Annotated in this window: 17 protein-coding genes and 2 tRNA genes; 9 read left to right on the top strand and 10 right to left on the bottom strand. The window is 73.4% G+C overall.

Translation table 11 applies throughout. The annotated features are described in order from the left end of the window. Nucleotides 1-71: 71 nt before the first annotated feature. From E0W78_RS13055 to E0W78_RS13030, 6 genes are all read right to left on the bottom strand, one after another. On the bottom strand, nt 72-1250 hold the full coding sequence (locus tag E0W78_RS13055; RefSeq protein ID WP_131404393.1) for a PrsW family intramembrane metalloprotease: 1179 nt from the start codon (nt 1248-1250) through the stop codon (nt 72-74). A 102-nt stretch (nt 1251-1352) separates the two neighbouring features. Then, complete coding sequence (locus E0W78_RS13050; protein WP_131404392.1) at nt 1353-2978, bottom strand: hypothetical protein; 1626 nt, start codon at nt 2976-2978, stop codon at nt 1353-1355. 80 nt (nt 2979-3058) lie between these two features. Further along, entirely contained in the window at nt 3059-3994 is a 936-nt protein-coding gene (locus E0W78_RS13045) for a DUF1524 domain-containing protein (protein WP_242686348.1), read from the bottom strand. Between the two features lie 54 nt (nt 3995-4048). Then, nucleotides 4049-4975 (bottom strand): alpha/beta hydrolase, encoded by a 927-nt coding sequence (locus E0W78_RS13040; protein ID WP_131404391.1) that lies wholly within the window; start codon nt 4973-4975, stop codon nt 4049-4051. A 30-nt stretch (nt 4976-5005) separates the two neighbouring features. Continuing rightward, nucleotides 5006-5503, bottom strand: a complete 498-nt coding sequence (locus E0W78_RS13035) for a hypothetical protein (RefSeq protein ID WP_131404390.1) — start codon at nt 5501-5503, stop codon at nt 5006-5008. Between the two features lie 38 nt (nt 5504-5541). Then, nucleotides 5542-6090, bottom strand: a complete 549-nt coding sequence (locus E0W78_RS13030) for a hypothetical protein (RefSeq protein WP_131404389.1) — start codon at nt 6088-6090, stop codon at nt 5542-5544. 150 nt (nt 6091-6240) lie between these two features. On the opposite strand from E0W78_RS13030, the gene E0W78_RS13025 reads away from it, so the two are divergent. The 3 genes from E0W78_RS13025 (at nt 6241) to E0W78_RS13015 (ending at nt 7070) form a co-directional block, all read left to right on the top strand. Next, nucleotides 6241-6314 (top strand) — tRNA-Arg (locus tag E0W78_RS13025). 16 nt (nt 6315-6330) lie between these two features. Continuing rightward, nucleotides 6331-6735 (top strand): CrcB family protein, encoded by a 405-nt coding sequence (locus E0W78_RS13020; protein ID WP_131404388.1) that lies wholly within the window; start codon nt 6331-6333, stop codon nt 6733-6735. Beyond that, nucleotides 6732-7070 (top strand): CrcB family protein, encoded by a 339-nt coding sequence (locus E0W78_RS13015; RefSeq protein WP_131404387.1) that lies wholly within the window; start codon nt 6732-6734, stop codon nt 7068-7070. The genes E0W78_RS13020 and E0W78_RS13015 overlap by 4 nt, the downstream gene beginning before the upstream one ends. A gap of 22 nt (nt 7071-7092) precedes the next feature. On the opposite strand, the gene E0W78_RS13010 is transcribed toward E0W78_RS13015, so the two are convergent. After that, complete coding sequence (locus E0W78_RS13010) at nt 7093-7863, bottom strand: thioredoxin domain-containing protein (RefSeq protein WP_131404386.1); 771 nt, start codon at nt 7861-7863, stop codon at nt 7093-7095. A 130-nt stretch (nt 7864-7993) separates the two neighbouring features. Next, nucleotides 7994-8779 (bottom strand): thioredoxin domain-containing protein, encoded by a 786-nt coding sequence (locus E0W78_RS13005; protein ID WP_131404385.1) that lies wholly within the window; start codon nt 8777-8779, stop codon nt 7994-7996. 127 nt (nt 8780-8906) lie between these two features. Between E0W78_RS13005 and orn the strand changes: the two genes are divergently transcribed. From orn to E0W78_RS12985, 4 genes are all read left to right on the top strand, one after another. Beyond that, nucleotides 8907-9509 carry an oligoribonuclease gene (gene orn, locus E0W78_RS13000; RefSeq protein WP_131404384.1) on the top strand — a complete coding sequence of 201 codons (603 nt, stop codon included), beginning with the start codon at nt 8907-8909 and terminating at the stop codon, nt 9507-9509. A 60-nt stretch (nt 9510-9569) separates the two neighbouring features. Next, nucleotides 9570-9642: transfer RNA gene (locus tag E0W78_RS12995), tRNA-His, on the top strand. Between the two features lie 177 nt (nt 9643-9819). After that, on the top strand, nt 9820-12075 hold the full coding sequence (locus E0W78_RS12990; protein WP_207392760.1) for a 5'-nucleotidase C-terminal domain-containing protein: 2256 nt from the start codon (nt 9820-9822) through the stop codon (nt 12073-12075). A 5-nt stretch (nt 12076-12080) separates the two neighbouring features. Beyond that, nucleotides 12081-14801, top strand: coding sequence for an ExeM/NucH family extracellular endonuclease (locus E0W78_RS12985; RefSeq protein ID WP_131404382.1), 2721 nt, complete (start codon nt 12081-12083; stop codon nt 14799-14801). 57 nt (nt 14802-14858) lie between these two features. Here E0W78_RS12985 and E0W78_RS12980 read toward each other — a convergent pair whose 3' ends face one another. Beyond that, a complete protein-coding gene (locus tag E0W78_RS12980; RefSeq protein WP_131404381.1) occupies nt 14859-15395 on the bottom strand; it encodes a nucleosidase in 537 nt (178 codons plus the stop codon). After that, on the bottom strand, nt 15392-16234 hold the full coding sequence (locus E0W78_RS12975; RefSeq protein WP_131404380.1) for a DUF4097 family beta strand repeat-containing protein: 843 nt from the start codon (nt 16232-16234) through the stop codon (nt 15392-15394). Before E0W78_RS12975 ends, E0W78_RS12980 begins: the two co-directional genes overlap by 4 nt. A 120-nt stretch (nt 16235-16354) precedes the next feature. On the opposite strand from E0W78_RS12975, the gene E0W78_RS12970 reads away from it, so the two are divergent. Continuing rightward, nucleotides 16355-16642: a hypothetical protein gene (locus E0W78_RS12970; protein ID WP_131404379.1), complete on the top strand. Its 288-nt coding sequence runs from the start codon at nt 16355-16357 to the stop codon at nt 16640-16642. Next, complete coding sequence (locus E0W78_RS12965) at nt 16639-17328, top strand: hypothetical protein (RefSeq protein WP_131404378.1); 690 nt, start codon at nt 16639-16641, stop codon at nt 17326-17328. The genes E0W78_RS12970 and E0W78_RS12965 overlap by 4 nt, the downstream gene beginning before the upstream one ends. The last annotated feature ends 32 nt before the right edge of the window (nt 17329-17360 follow it).

Raw genomic sequence — 17360 nt, 5'->3', positions numbered from 1 at the left:
CGTGGACTTTGCTGCTCAACCCTAGTGGACGACGCGCTCCGCCGCCGCGCCGCCCAGCGCCGGGCCGGGGGTCAGGAGAGGTGTCGCGGCACGCGCAGCGGCGGGGGCAGCCGCACCCACGGCCGGACGGCGTGCATCGCGTCCAGCAGGGCGAAGGTGCGCTCGACCCCGTGCGGCTTGCGCCGGCCGGTCATCACGGCGTCGTGGAGGAAGGCCATCTCGGTGGCGAGCTCCTGGTAGCGGCGCACGGCACGGGCGGTGTCGGGACCGTAGTGGGCGGCGGCGTACGTCCGCGCGGCCTTGCGGTACGAGAACCGCGACAGGTACGGCACCTCGTCGGGGTGGATCCAGCCGCGCAGCGCCACGTAGTGCAGCGAGCGCTCCAGCGTCCGCACCTGGCGGAAGCGCGCGACGACGGCCAGGACGCCGTAGCCGAGGAGCACCGCGCCGAGCAGCAGGTAGGTCAGCACGAACAGCTCCGGACGCCCGCTCGAGGCACTGCCGTTCCAGAGGCCGTGCAGCAGCATCGCGACGGCCAGCCCGCCCGCGACGAGCGCGACCTTGGCCACCGTGCTGCGGCGTCCGACGGCCAGGCCCAGCCCGATTCCGACGGACGCGGTGAACAGCGGGTGGGCGAACGGGCTGACGACGCCGCGGACGAAGAACGTGGCCGCGGCGCCGCTCGCCCCGGTGGGCCCGATCGCGTCGGCCTCACCGAGGTATGAGACGGCGTAGTAGCCGATGTTCTCCATGAACGCGAAGCCGATGCCGACGATGCCGGCGACGACGATGCCGTCGAGGACGCCGTCGATGATGCGCCGCCAGCGCAGGACGGTGAGCAGCAGGAACAGCGCCTTGGCCGGCTCCTCGGTGACCGGCGCCAAGTAGGTGGCCATCTGCTCGAGCGTGAGGTCGAACCACAGCTCGGCCAGGATCTGCAGGCCCAGGGCGATGACCACCGCCACCACGCCTCCCCACACGAACGCGGCCAGCTTGTAGCGCGGCGGCTCGGGCTCGTAGCGGTCGAGCCACCAGAACGTCCACCACAGCAGCGGGAGCGGGATGAGCGCGTACAGCAGCGCGAGGCCCGCGCCCTCGACGTCGCCGGCGGTGGTCGCGAAGAAGATGCCGCCGGCGATGCCCACGACCCCGGCGATCGCCACCAGGACGACGAGCGTGGTGCGACCGCGCTGGACGACGTCCGCCTCCCGGGGCAGGCGGCGCGGCGGGGCTCCGAGGGTGGCGGTCACGGCGTCAGCGTAGTGGCGCGATCCCCCGTCGGCCCGTCGTCGTCCACGGGCCCGGACGCCGGCTCCCGCGACACGGAAGGCATGCCGCGGGAGCGGGTCGGGTCACCGGACGAGCGCGACCGCGTCCAGCCGCACCGGCTTGCCCTTGCTCCGCACGACGACCTTCAGCCGGCCGTGGAAGGAGACCGGGACGCGCACCGCGGGCAGGAGCCCCGGGGCCGACGCACGCGGCACGCTCAGCGTGGCCAGCCGCGTCCGGCCGGCGTAGACGCTGACCTTCGCCCCGATGCGGGAGCTCGAGCCGATCAGCACGGCCGAGCGCGTGCCGCGGGCGACGGACGTCGTCAGCGCGGCCTTGCGCCGCGAGGCGCTCAGCACCGCCCCGCCCCAGGCTCCCCGCGTCGAGACCCGCTTCCAGCCCTTGGCCGACCGCAGGTCGGTCGGCACGGTGAACCGGCGGACGGCGGGCGTGCGGTCGGCGTTTCCGGCCCGGTCGACCGCGGCGAGGCGGACCTCGTGCGTCCCGGACCGCAGCCCCCGCAGGGCCAGGGCGCCGTTCGCGCAGCCCACGGCGCGTCCGTCCAGCGTGCAGCGGAACGTGGCCCCCTTCTCGGTCGCGGCGGCGCGCAGGGTCGTGCTGGTGGCGCGCAGCACCGAGCCGTGGGCGGGCCCCGCGGTCACGCGGGTGTCGGGAGCCGTCCGGTCCTTCTGCGGCGTGGGTGTCGTCGGCGTGCCGGGGTCGGTCGGGGTGCCGGGGTCGGTCGGGGTGCCGGGGTCCGTCGGGGTGCCCGGGTCCGTCGGGGTCGGCGCCAGCAGGGTCCACGTCCAGGATGCCGGGACCGGGTCCTTCCACTCGCCGTCGACCGCCCGGACGAGCAACCGGTGCGTGCCCGGCGACACCGACGGGACGTACACCTGGTCCTCGTCCCCCATGCGGCACGGGGCGAAGTCGGCATCGTCCACGGCGCACTCGTAGGCCGTGCCGGCACCCGAGCCCACCTCGAAGAACGCGTCGGGGAACCGGGTGGTCGAGGGGCCGCTCCGGATCGTGGTGTCGACGATCTTGACGTCCGCGTGGCGGGTCTGGCTCTCGTTGCCGCTGCGGTCACGCGCCACGACGCTCACCGTGTGCCACCCCTCGGACGGCCACACCGCCCGCGCCCGCTTCGCCGAGCACGCGGTCTCCGCCCCACCGTCGTAGCGGCAGAACGCGGACGCGGCGCTGGTGTCGGAGATGGCGTACTCGTAGCCCACCGCGCGCTCCTCCCCGTCGTGCGGCACGACCGTGAGCGGGCTGAGGGTCGGCGCCGTGACGTCGAGGAAGCGGACGCGCGGCTGCTTCTCGGCGCTGCCGAGCTCCGGAGAGTGGACGCCGCACTCGACCTGCCCGTCACGGGTGCGGAGCGCGTCGCAGTTCTCCCACTCGACCTCGGTGAAGCCGACGTGCTCGTAGGGGTCGGCGCGCATCCACGCCCAGGCCTGGAAGACGGCCTCGACGTAGAACCGGCCGCAGTCGTGCTTGGCGTACGGATCCGACCGGGCCGACCAGCAGAACGAGCCCGAGCCCGGCTCGACCAGGTCGAGCCGGCCGGTCCCGTAGGCCTCCGGCGAGAAGAACACCGTGCCGGCGTGGGCGGCCGGGGGTGCGGCGGTCTGGACCGCCAGGACGCTCGCCGCGACGGCGACGAGGACGACCAGACGGCGGGCGGTGCTGCTCAGCACGTGCATGGGACTGCTCCTGCTCGGGGACGTTCGACGTCCCCACCGTCACCGAGCGGCCTTACAGCGGCCTTGCACGTCCCTGTCGGCTACTCGCAGGCGCTGCCGTCGCCGTCGCGGTCCAGGTGTGGTCCGTAACCCGGGTCGCCGCGCCGGACCGGCGCTGCCCCGGCGGCTCGGGCGTCCGCGCAGGAGCCGAAGTGCACGGCGCCGTCGGGGGCGGCGGTGGGCTCGCGCAGGTCGAGCGGCACGAGGACCGGGGCCGCCGTCCGGTCGTCGGGCAGCGGCTCGCCGGGGCACCCGGCCAGCACCCGCTCGACCGCCTTCTGCTCGGGTCGCGTGACCCACAGGCCGTACTTCGCCTTCACCGCGACCTGGCGCGCGACGTACGCGCAGCGCGACGGCTTGTGCGGGGGCAGCCAGGTCGCGGCGTCGCCGTCGCCCTTCTGCCGGTTGGCCGAGGCGTCGACCGGGAGCAGGTTGAGCGGGTCGTTGGCGAGGGCGGCGCGCTTGCGAAGCTCCCAGGACGACGCGCCGGTCACCCAGGCGTTGGACAGCGCGACGACGTGGTCGACGTCCACCCCGTTGCCGGCGCCGCGGGCGAAGGCGATCGAGCGTCCGGTGTACGGGTCGGCCAGCACCCCGGACAGGACGACGCAGCCGCGGGTGCCGGGCTTCACCTGCACGTCGGACAGGTGGGCGGCCAGCACGTCGTTGCGGGTGTCGCAGCCGTTGCGGTCGGCGTCGAGCCAGGCGGCGCCGAACCGGTCACGGTCGTAGCCGGTACGGGCGCCGCGACCCTTGACCGGCAGGGTGCGCAGCGTGGCCAGGGCCGTGCCGGACGCATGCGGCGTCGGCGACGGTGACGGCGTGGCCGCCGACGTGGGCGGGGCCGGGGAGGACGTCGTCGGCGGCGCGACCGTCGGGGTGGCGGTCGGCTCGGCGGCGGGCACGGCGGAGCACGCACCGAGCAGCGTCAGGACGGCGACGACTGCGGCACGTGCCGAGCGGGGGAAGATCGGCACCGCGACATCCTCCCCCGCCGGCGCCGGTGAGTGCGGCAGCGGGAGCGTGTCGGGTCAGGGACGCGGCAGCGAGTCCAGCAGCTCGCCGAACGCGGCGACCGCGTCGTCGACGGCCGTCCTCGCCCCGGTGGAGAACGCACCCATGTCCATGAAGCCGTGGATCATCGCCGGGTAGGTGCGGTGCACGACGCGGACGCCGGCGGCCTCGAGCGCCTTCGCGTAGGCGTCGCCCTCGTCGCGCAGCGGGTCGAAGCCCGCGGTCGCGACCACGGCCGGGGCGACCTGGGTGAGGTCGCCGTGCAGCGGGGAGAGCCGCGGGTCGGTGGGCTCGGTGCCCTCGGGGACGTACTGGGCGCCGAACCACAGCATCGTCGGCATGTCGAGGAAGTAGCCGGTGCCGTTCTCCTCGTGCGAGGGGTACTGGCCGCCCATGTCGGTGACCGGGTAGAGCAGCAGCTGGGCCGCGACCTCGGGCACCTGCTGCGCGACGACGGCCGACAGGTTGGCGCCGGCGCTGTCGCCGGCGACCGCCACGAGGTCCGAGCCACCGAGCTGGGCGCGGCGCTCCATGACGTCCAGCGTGGCCGCGACCGCGTCCATCGGGGCAGCCGGGAACGGGTGCTCGGGGGCGAGCCGGTAGTCGACCGAGACGACGACGGAGCCGGTGCCGGCGCAGATCGTCCGCGCCATGTTGTCGTGGGTCTCGAGGTCGCCGATGACGAAGCCGCCGCCGTGGAACATGACGACGGTCGGCACCGGACCGTCCGCCTCGGGCCGGTAGACCCGCGCCGCCAGGTCGCCCTCGGCACCGGCGACCGTCGTCTCCTCGACCGCGCGCACGGGCACGACGCTCTCGGGCTGGCGCATGTCGACGGTGAGGGTGCGGAAGCCCGCGCGGGCCTCGGCGGGGGTCTGCTGGTGCATGGGCGTGCCGGCCTCGATGAGGGTGAGCAGGCCGGCGAGCTGGGAGTCCACGGTCATGGCCCGCAGGCTAGGCGAGGACGAGGTCAGTCACCGGTCGAAGCAGGCGTCGGTCTGGCAGAACTCAAGGACGGCGTCGCTCTCCACGGTATGGACGGCGTCGCCCACGCGGTAGAGGATCCGCAGGCCCTCGATGATCCCGTCACCGGGCGCGTCCCGGTGGACCTCGACGTTGAGGGAGGTCGGCCCGTGCTGGGAACCTGGGCCCGAGCACGTGGCATCCACCTCGTGGGACCACTCGACCGCGGTGTCCACGAGCGGTCCCGGCTGTGCGCCGATCCCTGGCTCGTCGGACTTGAACAGATGCAGTCCGAAGGCGGTGACGGACATGTGCTTCGCGCGGACCGGCTCCACCCCGATCACCGTGGCCCGGTCCGCCCCCTCGACGCACAGGTCGTCGACGTAGATCGTGTCGTACGGCTGCGGCTTCGCGGGGTCGTACCCACTGGTGAGCTGGACGCCGGCTGCCGCACGTACTTCCGGAGCACACGCCCGGTCCACGAGCAACAGGCCCACGCCGAGGGCCACGGCCAGGACTCCTGCTGTGGCGACGAGAACGCGGCGCCTCACGGGCAGGCCTTCTCGTCACGGCAGATGGTGATGGAACCGTCGGCGTCCAGGGAACGCAGCCTCGTCCCGTCGCGGTACCAGATCCGGAGGCCGTCCACGGACGCCGACGGCCCGTGCCGCGTCACCTCGACGACGAGGGACGTAGCAGTCGCGGGCACTCCCGGGACGCACCGCTCCGTCACGCTCCGGGTCCGGCCGAGCGTCGGCTCGTGAGCCAGTGCAGTGTGCTCGAACCCCCTCTGAACGCGAGCGAACCGCACCGCAGCGAAGCCGCTGACCTCGGAGCCCGGCGTCGCGCGCCGCGGCTCCACCGCCACCAGCTCGACGGAGCCCTCACCCTTCACGCAGAGATCACCGAAGTAGAACGTGCCGTGCTCGGCCGGGGTGGTCCGGCCCTGCCCGTTGCCACTCGCGATCTGCAACGTGGTGCCATCGGCGCGGGCAAGCCCGACAACCAAACCGGAAGTTGCCAGCGCCACGAGCACGATGGCCGCCGCCACCGCCCGACGGCGGCGGGAGGCGAACGCACGGCGCAGGCGGTCCATCGGTGCTCCTCGGTCGGCCGGCGTCCGTGCCGACGGTCAGGAGGATGCTCCCACGCGCGGTCCGTGACCGAGACCGGTTTCGGCCACGCCGTCGGGACGAACCCTCCGGCGCGCTGCGGCATACTGGCGCTCGGCGGCCTGGGTCGCCGAGCGCCCGTAGCTCAGCTGGATAGAGCAAGAGCCTTCTAATCTCTGGGTCGCAGGTTCGAGTCCTGCCGGGCGCGCCCTACGCTGAGCGGCATGCCGGCCCCGCACCGCGACCCCCGCCTCATCGCGCTCGTCGCGGCCGGCGGCACCGCCGGCGTCCTGGCGCGCGACCTGCTCACCCGGGCGACCGGTGACACCGTGTGGCCCGTCGCCACCTTCGCGATCAACCTGGCCGGAGCGTTCCTGCTGGGCCTGCTCCTGGCGTCGTTGCGCCGTCGCGGACCGGACGCCGGACGGCTCCTCAGCGCTCGCCTGCTGCTCGGCACCGGGGTGCTCGGCGGCTTCACCACCTACAGCGCGCTGGCCGTCGGCACCGTCGAGCTCGCCCGTGACGACCGGCTCGCCACGGCCGCGGCCTACGCCGTCGGAACGGTGCTGCTCGGGCTCCTCGCCGTCGCGCTCGGCGCGGCGGCCGGACGCCGAGGGACGACCGCGTGATCGTCCTGACCGCCCTCGCCGGTGGCGTCGGCGCCGCGTCCCGCTTCGTCGCCGACGGGCTGGGTCGCGAGCGATGGCCCGGGCCGTGGGCGATCGTCGCGGTCAACGTGGTCGGCTCGTTCGCGCTCGGCTTGCTGACCGCGGCCTCGCTCGCCGAGCCCTGGACGGCCGCCCTCGGCGTCGGCTTCCTGGGCGGCTGGACGACGTTCAGCACGGCCAGCCACGACACGCTCGACCTCGTGCGCGACGGCCGACCGGCCCTCGCCGCGGCCCATGCCGCCGGCACCCTCGTGCTCGGCGTCGGCGCCGCCGCGGCCGGACTCGCGCTCCTCTAACGCCCTGGCGCGTTCACCGGCGTCAGCCGCGGGCCGCGGCCACCGCCGCCTGCAGCTGGGCCAGCCCCGGCACGAGCTGCTGCCCGTCCACCTCGGCGACGACCGGCTCGCCGTCCACGAGCACGGTGGGCGTGCCGCCGTGCCCGGCGTCGTCGAAGGCGTCGTTCGCGTCGTCCAGCCAGCGGTCGAAGCGCCGATCCGCGACGCACGGCTCGAGGACGTCCACGCCGACCCCGGCCTCCTCACCGATCTCCACGAGCCGCTCGTCCGGCAGGCCGGCGGTCATCTCGGGCGGCTGCTCGGCGAAGAGCAGCCGGTGCACGTCGGCGAACGCCTTCGGCCCGTCGGCGTCCACCACGCACATCGCCAGGTTGGCCGCCCGGGACGAGTACTCGGTGCTGCTCGCCCGGTCGAGCTTGGCCACCGTGCGGTGCTCCAGGCTGACCTCGCCGCGCTCGACGGCCTGGTCGAGCCACTCCCCCACCTCGGCCTCGAACGCCTTGCACGCCGGGCACTGGAAGTCCTCGTAGACGACGACCGGCACGGGATCGGCCGCCCCGTCGGCGACCCGCAGCACGCCGTGCTCGGCCGTCACGCCGGACGGCTCGACCAGCGGCTTCTCGTCCTGCGGCGTCGCGCGGCTCAGGCCCCAGGCGGTCATCGCGACGAGCGCCACCACGACCACCAGCACCCCGGCCGTCACCTTGACGCGGAACCGCCGGGCCGCCTGCTCGCGCTCCTCGCGCTGCCGGGCCGCACGTTCCACGCGCTCCTGCTTGTCCTTCGCCGCCACCGTGGCCTCCCCGTCTCGGTCCGCGTCGCGACCCTACGACGTCCTCGGCGCGACCGTCGGACCTACGGGGACGACGAGGGGCGCCTCGGTCGCTCGTGCGACCGGGCGCCCCTCGGGACGTGCTGCGGGCTCAGCCCTGGCGAGCGGCGGTGACCGCCTTCTGGATGTCGGCCCAGCTCGGGATGACCTGCTGGCCACCGGACTCGCCCGTGACCTCCTTGCCGTCGACGACCACCGTCGGGGTGCCGCCGTAGCCGGCGTCGCGCCAGGCGTTGGTGGCGTCCTCGATCCACGGCTCGAAGCGACCGTCGTCGATGCAGGACGAGACCTTGTCGGACGCGCCGGCCTGCTGGGCCATTTCGGCCAGGGTGTCGTCGGTCAGGCCCTCGCCACCCTCGGCGGGCTGGTTGGCGTAGAGGAGCTGGTGCATGTCGTAGAAGGCCTTGACGCCCTTCTCGTCCAGCACGCACAGCGCGGCGTTGGTCGCCCGCGTCGAGTAGTCGGTGGTGCTGGCGTTGTTCAGGAACGACACCGGGCGGTACTCCAGGGTGACCTGGCCCGCGTCGACGGCCTTCTTCATGTCGGTGCCGGCGCCGGCCTCGAGAGCCTGGCAGCCGGGGCACTGGAAGTCCTCGTACAGCGTGACCGTCACCGGGTCGGCCGCGGCCGGCTTGCCGGTCGAGACCTCCGTGGTGAACGGGATCGCGAAGTCCTCGGTCGCGTTGGCGGGGGCGACCAGCGGCTTGTCGTTCTCCTTCTGCAGCTGGTTGTAGCCGAACGCGGCGGCGGCGATGAGCGCGACGACCGCCACCACGACCACCGTGGTGATCCGGTTGCGCTGGCGGCGGGACGCCTTCTCACGCTCCTTGCGCATCTGCTCGGCGCGGGCGGCACGCTTCTGGCGGTCGTTGGTCACTGAACGTCTCCTGAGGTCACGGGCTGTCCAACGCGCGGGCGGCGAGGTGAGTTCCCCCGCTCCGGCCCGACGCAGGCCACGAGCACTCTAACGGGGCGGTCAGGACGGCGGGGCTAGTGTGTCGTGCGTGAACGACCGACTGGTGTGGATCGACTGCGAGATGACCGGCCTCTCCCTGGAGGACGACGCGCTCATCGAGGTGGCGGCGCTCGTCACCGACTTCGAGCTCAACGTCCTCGGCGACGGCATCGACGTGGTGGTCAAGCCGCCCGCCGCCGCGCTGGAGCAGATGAACGACTTCGTGACGCAGATGCACACGTCGTCCGGCCTGCTGGAGGAGCTGGACGCGGGCCTCACCCTGCGCGAGGCCGAGGAGGCCGTGCTCGGCTACATCCGCGAGTTCGTGCCCGAGCCGCGCAAGGCCCCGCTCGCCGGCAACACCGTCGGCACCGACCGCACGTTCCTGGCCCGCGACATGGTCGAGCTCGAGAGCTGGCTGCACTACCGCGTCGTCGACGTCTCCAGCATCAAGGAGCTGTCGCGCCAGTGGTACCCGCGCGCCTACTTCAACGCGCCGTCCAAGCACGGCAACCACCGCGCGCTGGCCGACATCACCGAGAGCATCGCCGAGCTGCGCTACTACCGCGAGGCCGTCTTCGTGCCCGCGCCCGGCCCCGACACCGAGACCGCGAAGGCCATCTCGGAGCGCATCAGCCCCACCGGTTCCTGATCCCCGGAGGGCATGCACTACAGTGTTCCTCGCCGTTCTCGGTGAAGCCGAGGACGCGCGGTGGGCGTAGCTCAGTTGGTAGAGCACCGGCTTGTGGTGCCGGTGGCCGCGGGTTCAAGTCCCGTCGTCCACCCCCGTGAACGAGCCCCGTCGTCGATGACGACGGGGCTCGTTGCTTTACCCCCGCGCGGCCGGTGCCGCGTCACCCAAACTTCACCGGGCGGAGCCTTGTCGCCTGTCGGACCCCCTCCTTAGGGTCGAGCTGCCGCCTCGGGTGGGGCGGCGCACAACGACACATCGGGGGAAAACCGTGAGCTCATCGCCACGTCATGTCCGCACGCGCTGGGCGGCCGGTCTCGCCGGCGCGCTCCTGGTCGCCGGGCTGCCGGTCGCGGCCGGCTCCGCCAGCGCCGCGGACGACGTCACCATCAACCTGCTGGACGTCAACGACTTCCACGGACGCATCGACACCAGCACGGTCAAGGTGGCCGGCACGATCGAGCAGCTCCGCGCCGCGGCCGGGGAGCAGAACACGCTCTTCCTGTCCGCGGGCGACAACGTCGGCGCGAGCCTGTTCGCGTCGTCCTCGCAGCAGGACGTCCCCACCGTCGAGGTGCTCGACGCGCTCGACCTGGCCGCGTCCGCCGTGGGCAACCACGAGCTCGACGGCGGAGAGTCCGACCTGACCGGACGCCTGGAGCAGGTCGCCGACTACGGCCACGTCGCCGCCAACGTCTACCGCAAGGGCACCACCGACCCGGTCCTGCCCGAGTACGAGCTGCTCGAGGCGGGCGGCAAGACCGTCGCCTTCGTCGCGGCCACCACCGAGGAGACCCCGACCCTCGTCACGCCCGCGGGCATCGCCGACCTGGACTTCGGCGACCCGGTCGAGGCGGTCAACCGCGTCGTCGCCGAGCTCGAGGCGTCCGGCACCCCGCCCGACGTGATCGTCGCGGCGTACCACGAGGGCGCCGGTGCCGGCACGCCCGACGGCTCGACGCTCGAGCAGGAGGTCGCCGACGGCGGCGCCTTCGCCGACATCGTCACCAAGACCGACCCCGAGGTCGACGCGATCTTCACCGGCCACACGCACAAGCAGTACGCCTGGGACGCGCCGGTGCCCGGCACCGACCGCACGCGTCCGGTGCTCCAGACCGGCAGCTACGGCGAGGCCGTCGGACAGCTCCAGCTGACCGTCGACGGCGACACCGACGAGGTGCTGTCGTACACCGCCCGCAACGTCGCCCGGACCACCACCGACGACGCCGCGCTCATCTCGGCCTACCCGCGGGTGGCCGAGGTCGACGGCATCGTCGACGAGGCCTTGGCGAAGGCCGCGGTCATCGGCGGCGAGCCCGTCGGCGAGGTCACCGCCGACATCACCACCGCCTACGTCGACGGCAAGCGCGACGACCGCGCGTCCGAGTCGACCCTGGGCAACCTGGTGGCGAATTCCCTGCGCGACTCGGTCGCCGCCACCTCCGCAGGGGCCGACCTCGGCGTCGTCAACCCCGGCGGACTGCGGAACGAGCTGCTCAAGGCGGGCTCCACCGGCGCTGACGCGGACGTCAACAAGGACGGCGTCATCACCTACGCCGAGGCCAACGCGGTGCTGCCGTTCGTCAACAACCTGTACTCGGTCAGCCTGCCCGGCTCGGCCCTGCGCGAGGTGCTCGAGCAGCAGTGGCAGACCAACGCCGACGGCTCGGTGCCGTCGCGTCCGTACCTGCAGCTCGGCCTGTCCGACAACGTCACGTACACCTTCGACGCCACGCGTCCGGCCGGCGAGCGCATCACGCACGTCACCATCGACGGTCAGCCGCTCGACCCCGAGCGCACCTACAAGGTCGCCACGTTCAGCTTCCTGGCCACGGGCGGCGACAACTTCCGCGCGTTCACGAAGGGACGCTTCGTCGACACCGGCCTGGTCGACCGCGACGCCTGGATCGCCTACCTGCGCGCCGAGTCGCCGGTCTCGCCGAGCTTCGCGCGCCGCGCGATCGCGCTCGAGGGCCTCGCCGACTCGTACGCCGCAGGCAGCACGATCACCGCGACGCTTCCGAAGCTCGACCTGACGTCGCTGGGCAGCCCGGCCAACACCGAGGTCACCGCCACCCTGAAGCAGGGCGACCGCACCGTCGCCGAGGGACGCTTCCCGGTCAGTGCCGGGTCCGCGCAGGTGTCGCTGCCGGTCCCGGCGTCGGCTCCGGCCGGCGCGCTGTCGCTGACCTTCACCGCGGCTCCGAGCGGCACCACGGTCACGGTGCCGGTCACCGTCACCGCCGCGCCGAAGCCGGTGCCCACGGTCAACGCGTCCGCCTACGGCCTCGGCCTGCTCGGCTACGCGCTGCCGGTCCAGGTGAGCGGCTCGGCCGGCACCGCCACGGGCACGGTCACCGTGACCCGCGACGGCCGTGCCGTCGCCCGCACCCCGCTCGTGCGGGGCTACACGCTCGCGCTGCTGCTCGGCCGGTTCCAGCCCGGCGAGCAGCTGACGATCGCCTACTCCGGCGACCGTCGCTACGCGCCCGCCCAGACCACCGTCGTCCTGCCCCGGAAGTGGTGAACCCCATGATCCGCACCCGACTCGCCACCGTCCTCGCCGCCACCGCGGCCCTCGCCGGAGGCCTGCTCGCCGCCCCCGCCCAGGCCGCGCCCGACGGCTCGCAGCTCGTCATCAACGAGGCGTACGTCAACGGCACCGCCGCCAGCGCCGCGTACACGCACCGCTTCGTGGAGCTGTTCAACCCGACCGACGCCCCGGTGTCGCTGAGCGGGCTGTCGCTGCAGTACCGCTCGGCCAGCGGCACCGCGGCCGCCACCACCGTCGTGCCGCTCACCGGCACGGTCGCTCCGGGCGGCTACTTCCTGCTGCGCGGCAGCGCGAACTCGGGCACCGCCGGGGCCGAGCTGCCCGCGGCCGACCAGACCGCGACGTTCAACAGCTCCGGCTCCGCCGGCACCGTCGTGCTGGCCCGGGGCACGAGCGCCCTCACGTTGCCCACCGGCGACGTCAAGGGACGCGACGACGTCCTGGACGTCGTGGGCTACGGCTCGTCCAACACGTTCGAGACCGCCCCGGCCACCGGCCAGGGCGTGGCGCTGTCGCTGCAGCGCGACGCGGGCGCCGACACCGACTCCAACGCCGCCGACCTGGCGGCCGCCGCACCCACGCCGTGCAGCACGGCCGGGTGCGCCGGGGGCGAGCCCGAGCCCGAGCCGGAGCCCACGACGGTGACCATCGCCGACGTGCAGGGTTCGGGAGCGGCCAGCCCGCTCGTCGGCCGCACCGTCACCACCACGGGCGTCGTCACGGCGGCCTACCCGACGGGCGGCTTCAACGGCGTCTACCTGCAGACCGGCGGCACCGGTGGCGACGACGCTCCGGCGGCGTCGCACGGCGTCTTCGTGCACGGCTCGGCCGTCGCGCAGGGCGCCCGGGTCGGCGACACCATCACGGTCACCGGCCAGGTCGTGGAGTTCAACGACCTGACCGAGATCAGCGCGACCTCGTTCAGCCCGGCGGCCGAGCCGCAGCCGGCGGTCAAGCCCAGCCCGGTCCGCTTCCCCATGGACGACGCCGAGCGCGAGCGCTACGAGGGCATGCTGGTCGAGCCGCAGGGCACGTTCACGATCACCAACAACTACTCGACCCACCAGTACGGCGAGATCGGGCTGGCCCCGGGCACCGAGCCGCTGCGCCAGCCGACGAACGAGGCCCGCCCGGGCTCGGAGGCGTACGCCGCGCTCGTGGCCGCCAACGCCGAGGCGCTGGTGACGCTCGACGACGGCGCGTCCGCCAACTACCTCTCGGCCGCGAACCAGGGCACCCCGGTGCCGTGGCTGACGGCGACCAACGAGGTGCGGGTGGGAGCCACGACGACGTTCACCGGCCCGGCCGTGCTCGACTACCGGTTCGGCTGGAAGCTTCAGCCGACCGCGCAGCTGACCGCCGACGACGCCGCCGGCGTGCGTCCGGTGGCCGAGTTCTCGCGCACCCGCGAGGCCGCTCCGCAGCCGGTCGGCGGACGGCTCAGCCTGGCCACGTTCAACGTCCTGAACTACTTCACGACCGTGGGCGAGGAGTACGCGGCCACCACCGGCGCCCGGTGCACCTACTACCGCGACCGGGCCGGGGCGAACATCAGCGTCGACGACTGCGGTCCCACCGGACCCCGTGGCGCGGCCAACGACGCCAGCCTCGAGCGCCAGCAGGCCAAGATCGTCCGCGCGATCAACGACCTCGACGCCGACGTCGTGTCGCTGGAGGAGATCGAGAACTCGCGTCACTACGGTCCCGACCGCGACGCCGCTCTCGCGTCCCTGGTGGCGGCGCTCAACGCCGACGCCGGTGCCGGCACCTGGGCGTTCGTGCCCTCGCCGAGCACCGTCCCGGCCGACGAGGACGTCATCCGCACCGCGTTCATCTACCAGCCGGCCACGGTCGAGCCGGTCGGCGAGTCGGCCATCCTGGACGACGCCCGGTTCGCGAACGCGCGCCAGCCGCTCTCGCAGGGCTTCAAGCCGAAGGGTCACGGTGACGACGACGTGTTCGCCGTCGTCGTGAACCACTTCAAGTCCAAGGGATCGGGCAGCGGCCAGGACGCCGACACCGGCGACGGCCAGGGTGCGTCGAACTACTCGCGCGTCCGCCAGTCCGAGGCGCTCGTGGAGTTCTCGGCGGCCGAGCAGCAGCGCCTGGGCACCGACAAGGTGTTCCTCACCGGCGACTTCAACGCCTACGCGGCTGAGGACCCGATCGTCACGCTGGAGCAGGCCGGCTACACCGACCTCGCCGACGAGCTGACCGACGAGGAGACGTACCAGTTCGACGGTCTCGTCGGCTCGCTCGACCACGTGCTCGCCACCCCGGCGGCCCGGGCCTGGGTGACCGGCGCGGACGTGTGGAACATCAACGCCTACGAGTCGATCGCGCGCGAGTACAGCCGCTACAACGTCAACGCGACCGACCTGTACGACACCAGCGCGTTCCGGTCGTCCGACCACGACCCGATCAAGGTCGGGTTCGACCCCGGCGAGCCGCCGGTGGCCCTCACCCCGACCCGCACCCAGGCGCTCACCACGGTGCTGGGCACGGTGGCGACGGTGACGGCCAAGGGCGGTCGACCGACCGGCACGGTGACGCTGCTGCGCGACGGCCGTGAGCTGGCCAAGGCCCGGCTCGTGCTGGGCGTGGCGTACTTCTCGCCGCTGCAGTACGGCTTCCGGACGAAGGGGCTGAGCGTCCGCTACGACGGCGACGCCCGCTACGCCCCGTCGACCAGCCGCTGACCGACGCGCGACGCCCCGCACCCCTCGAGGGGTGCGGGGCGTCGTGCTGCGTGCGGGTCAGGCGTGCGCGACGAGCCACTCCCCCAGCCGGCGGGCGCAGCCGTCGACGACCGACGGCCAGTCCAGGGCCGACTCGTCCGCATCGTCGCTGACCACCTTGACCAGACGCACGGGCACGTCGAACGCCTGCGCGGCCCGCACGATCGCGTAGCCCTCCATGTCGACGAGCGAGGCCCGCAGCGCCAGGCCGTCGCGGACGACGGGGTCGGTGACGAAGCGGTCGCCGGTCGCGAGCACGCTCCCGTCGCCGCCGGGCAGCTCGACCTCGTCGCCCACGTCGTACCCGAGCGCCCGGATGCCGGCCGCGTCGAAGTCGTGGTTCACGACGCGCGACGGCTCGAACAAGCCGCTCACGCCCTCCCGCAAGGCGCCACAGGTGCCGACGTTGACGACGAGGCTCGGCCGCAGCCGGGCGATCGCCTCGCCCGTGCGCACCGCGGCCTCCACCTTGCCGACGCCGCAGACGAGCAGGTCCAGCCCGTCGGGGACGTACGCGGCCTCAGCCTTCGTGGCGCTGACGACCAGGACGCTCATCGCACCGTCAGGCGCACGTCGCCGCTGCCCGTGCGCAGGCTGACGAGTCCCTCGCCCTCCGGGTCGTCGTCGAGGTCGGACGTCACGTCGCCGTCGTCGCTGCGGGTCTTGACCTGGTAGGTGCGCTCGCCGTCCGGCAGCGTCGCCTCGACGTCGCCGCTGTCGGTCGTGACGGCCAGCGCGTAGGGCTGCTCGACCATCACCACCTCGACGTCGCCGCTGTCGGTGGTGACCTTCAGCTCGACGGCGTCCAGGTCGCGCGAGGTCACCGACCCCGAGCCGGTGGTCACGGCCACCGTGGCGAGCTTGCCGCCCACGACGACGTCACCATCCCCGGTGCGCACGAGCACGTCGGTGTCCAGGTCGCGCACCTCGGCCTTCCCGGACGTCGTGGTCAGCTCGACCGGGACGCCGTCGGGCACCTCCACGGTCACCTCCGCGCCACAGCCCGGGGACAGCCAGGTGATGCAGTCGGCGGCGATGGCGATGGCGTCGCCGCTGCGGCGCAGCTCGAAGTCGGTGCTGAGCAGGCTCTCGTCCACCTCGGCGCGCACGCGCAGGTCGTCGCCGTCGCCGGGCACGAGCCGGACGTCGGCATTGGTCGCCTGCAGCACGACCTGGGCGGAGCCGTCGAGCTCCACGACCTGCGACTCGACCCGGGTGTCGCGCATGGCCAGCGAGAGGAGCAGGAACAGCCCCACCAGCACCAGCGCGCCGAGGATCGTGCCCACGACGGTCGCGAGGGTCCGCGACTCCGGGGAGGCGACGTCGTAGTCGCCGACCTGCTCGGCCGGGACGGCGCCCTGGATGATCGTGTCGTCGTCACCGGAGTGGCTCATGCCCACCAGTCAAGCAGCATCGGCCCCGGCGGTCCTCCCGGGACGGACCCCCGCGTGCACGACCTCGGAGCCCGTCCGCGAGGGATCGCGGGCCCGGGGTCGCGGCAGTAGGTTGGCCCGGTGAGCCACACCCCCGACTGCTGCGCCCCCGACGACTCCTCGCTGCGGTCACGGCTGTCGAGCCAGTCGATCCTGTCGTTCGCCTCGCACCAGAGCATCCTGTCGATCGGGTCTCACCACAGCATCCTGTCCATCGGCTCGAGCCACTCGGTGCTGTCGATCGGGTCCTTCGCGTCCTTCGGGTCGTTCTTCTCGGCGTTCTCGTTCGCGTCCCGGTTCTCGATCTTCTCGGCGCTCAGCGCCCTGAGCCGGTTCGGCTGGCGCGAGCGGGCGGAGGCCGGACGATGAGGCTCCCCGATCCTCGCGACCTGCTCACCGTCGCCGGCGTCGCGCCCGCGCTGCTGCAGGACGCCGTGACGTCGATCCCCCGTGTGCTGCGACTCCTGGAGGCCGCCGAGCAGCTGGTCGACCGGGCCGACGTGCTCATCGCCGGCATCGAGCAGACCCGCAAGGCGGCCGACGCGCTGATCGCGGGGGTCGAGAACACCCGCGAGTCCGCCGACGCGCTGGTCGCCCGCACCGAGCGGACGCTCGACGAGGCCAACGAGCTGATCGTCCGCAGCGCCGGCACGGTCGCCAGCGCCGAGCCGACGGCCAACCGCGCCGCCGCGCTGGTCGACTCGCTCGAGCCCAGCATCCAGGCGCTGCAGCCCACGCTGCAGACCCTGGCCCGCACCACCGGCGAGCACGAGGTCGCCGCGGCCGTCGAGATGATCGACAAGCTGCCCCGCCTGGCCGAGGCCCTCGAGAAGGACCTCATGCCGATGCTGGCCAACCTGCAGTCGGTGGCCCCGGACATGCACCAGCTGCTGGACGTCGTCACCGAGCTCAACGAGCTCGTCCTCCGTCTGCCCGGCATGGGCCGCCTGCGGCGCAAGGTCCACGAGGAGGAGGCCGCTGGCAACAGGCCGGTGGACCCGGAGGTCGCGGTCGCGGCCGACGAGGCCGGGGAGCGCACCCGACAGCGCCACTGAGACCTGGCTTCGGAGGGCCGATCTGCCCGGCG

This window comes from Aeromicrobium sp. IC_218, from assembly GCF_004336805.1.
Lineage (GTDB): Bacteria > Actinomycetota > Actinomycetes > Propionibacteriales > Nocardioidaceae > Aeromicrobium.
The sequence above is the reverse complement of the archived record's forward strand: the minus strand, read 5'-3'. Positions and strand labels throughout refer to the sequence as shown.

Excerpts from the sequence above, each read along its gene's own strand:
- E0W78_RS12980 (WP_131404381.1), bottom strand. The coding sequence starts at position 15,395 with ATGAGCGTCCTGGTCGTCAGCGCCACGAAGGCTGAGGCCGCGTACGTC.
- E0W78_RS12975 (WP_131404380.1), bottom strand. The coding sequence starts at position 16,234 with ATGAGCCACTCCGGTGACGACGACACGATCATCCAGGGCGCCGTCCCG.
- E0W78_RS13050 (WP_131404392.1), bottom strand. The coding sequence starts at position 2,978 with ATGCACGTGCTGAGCAGCACCGCCCGCCGTCTGGTCGTCCTCGTCGCC.
- E0W78_RS13020 (WP_131404388.1), top strand. The coding sequence starts at position 6,331 with ATGCCGGCCCCGCACCGCGACCCCCGCCTCATCGCGCTCGTCGCGGCC.
- E0W78_RS12985 (WP_131404382.1), top strand. The coding sequence starts at position 12,081 with ATGATCCGCACCCGACTCGCCACCGTCCTCGCCGCCACCGCGGCCCTC.
- E0W78_RS13030 (WP_131404389.1), bottom strand. The coding sequence starts at position 6,090 with ATGGACCGCCTGCGCCGTGCGTTCGCCTCCCGCCGCCGTCGGGCGGTG.
- E0W78_RS12965 (WP_131404378.1), top strand. The coding sequence starts at position 16,639 with ATGAGGCTCCCCGATCCTCGCGACCTGCTCACCGTCGCCGGCGTCGCG.
- E0W78_RS13040 (WP_131404391.1), bottom strand. The coding sequence starts at position 4,975 with ATGACCGTGGACTCCCAGCTCGCCGGCCTGCTCACCCTCATCGAGGCC.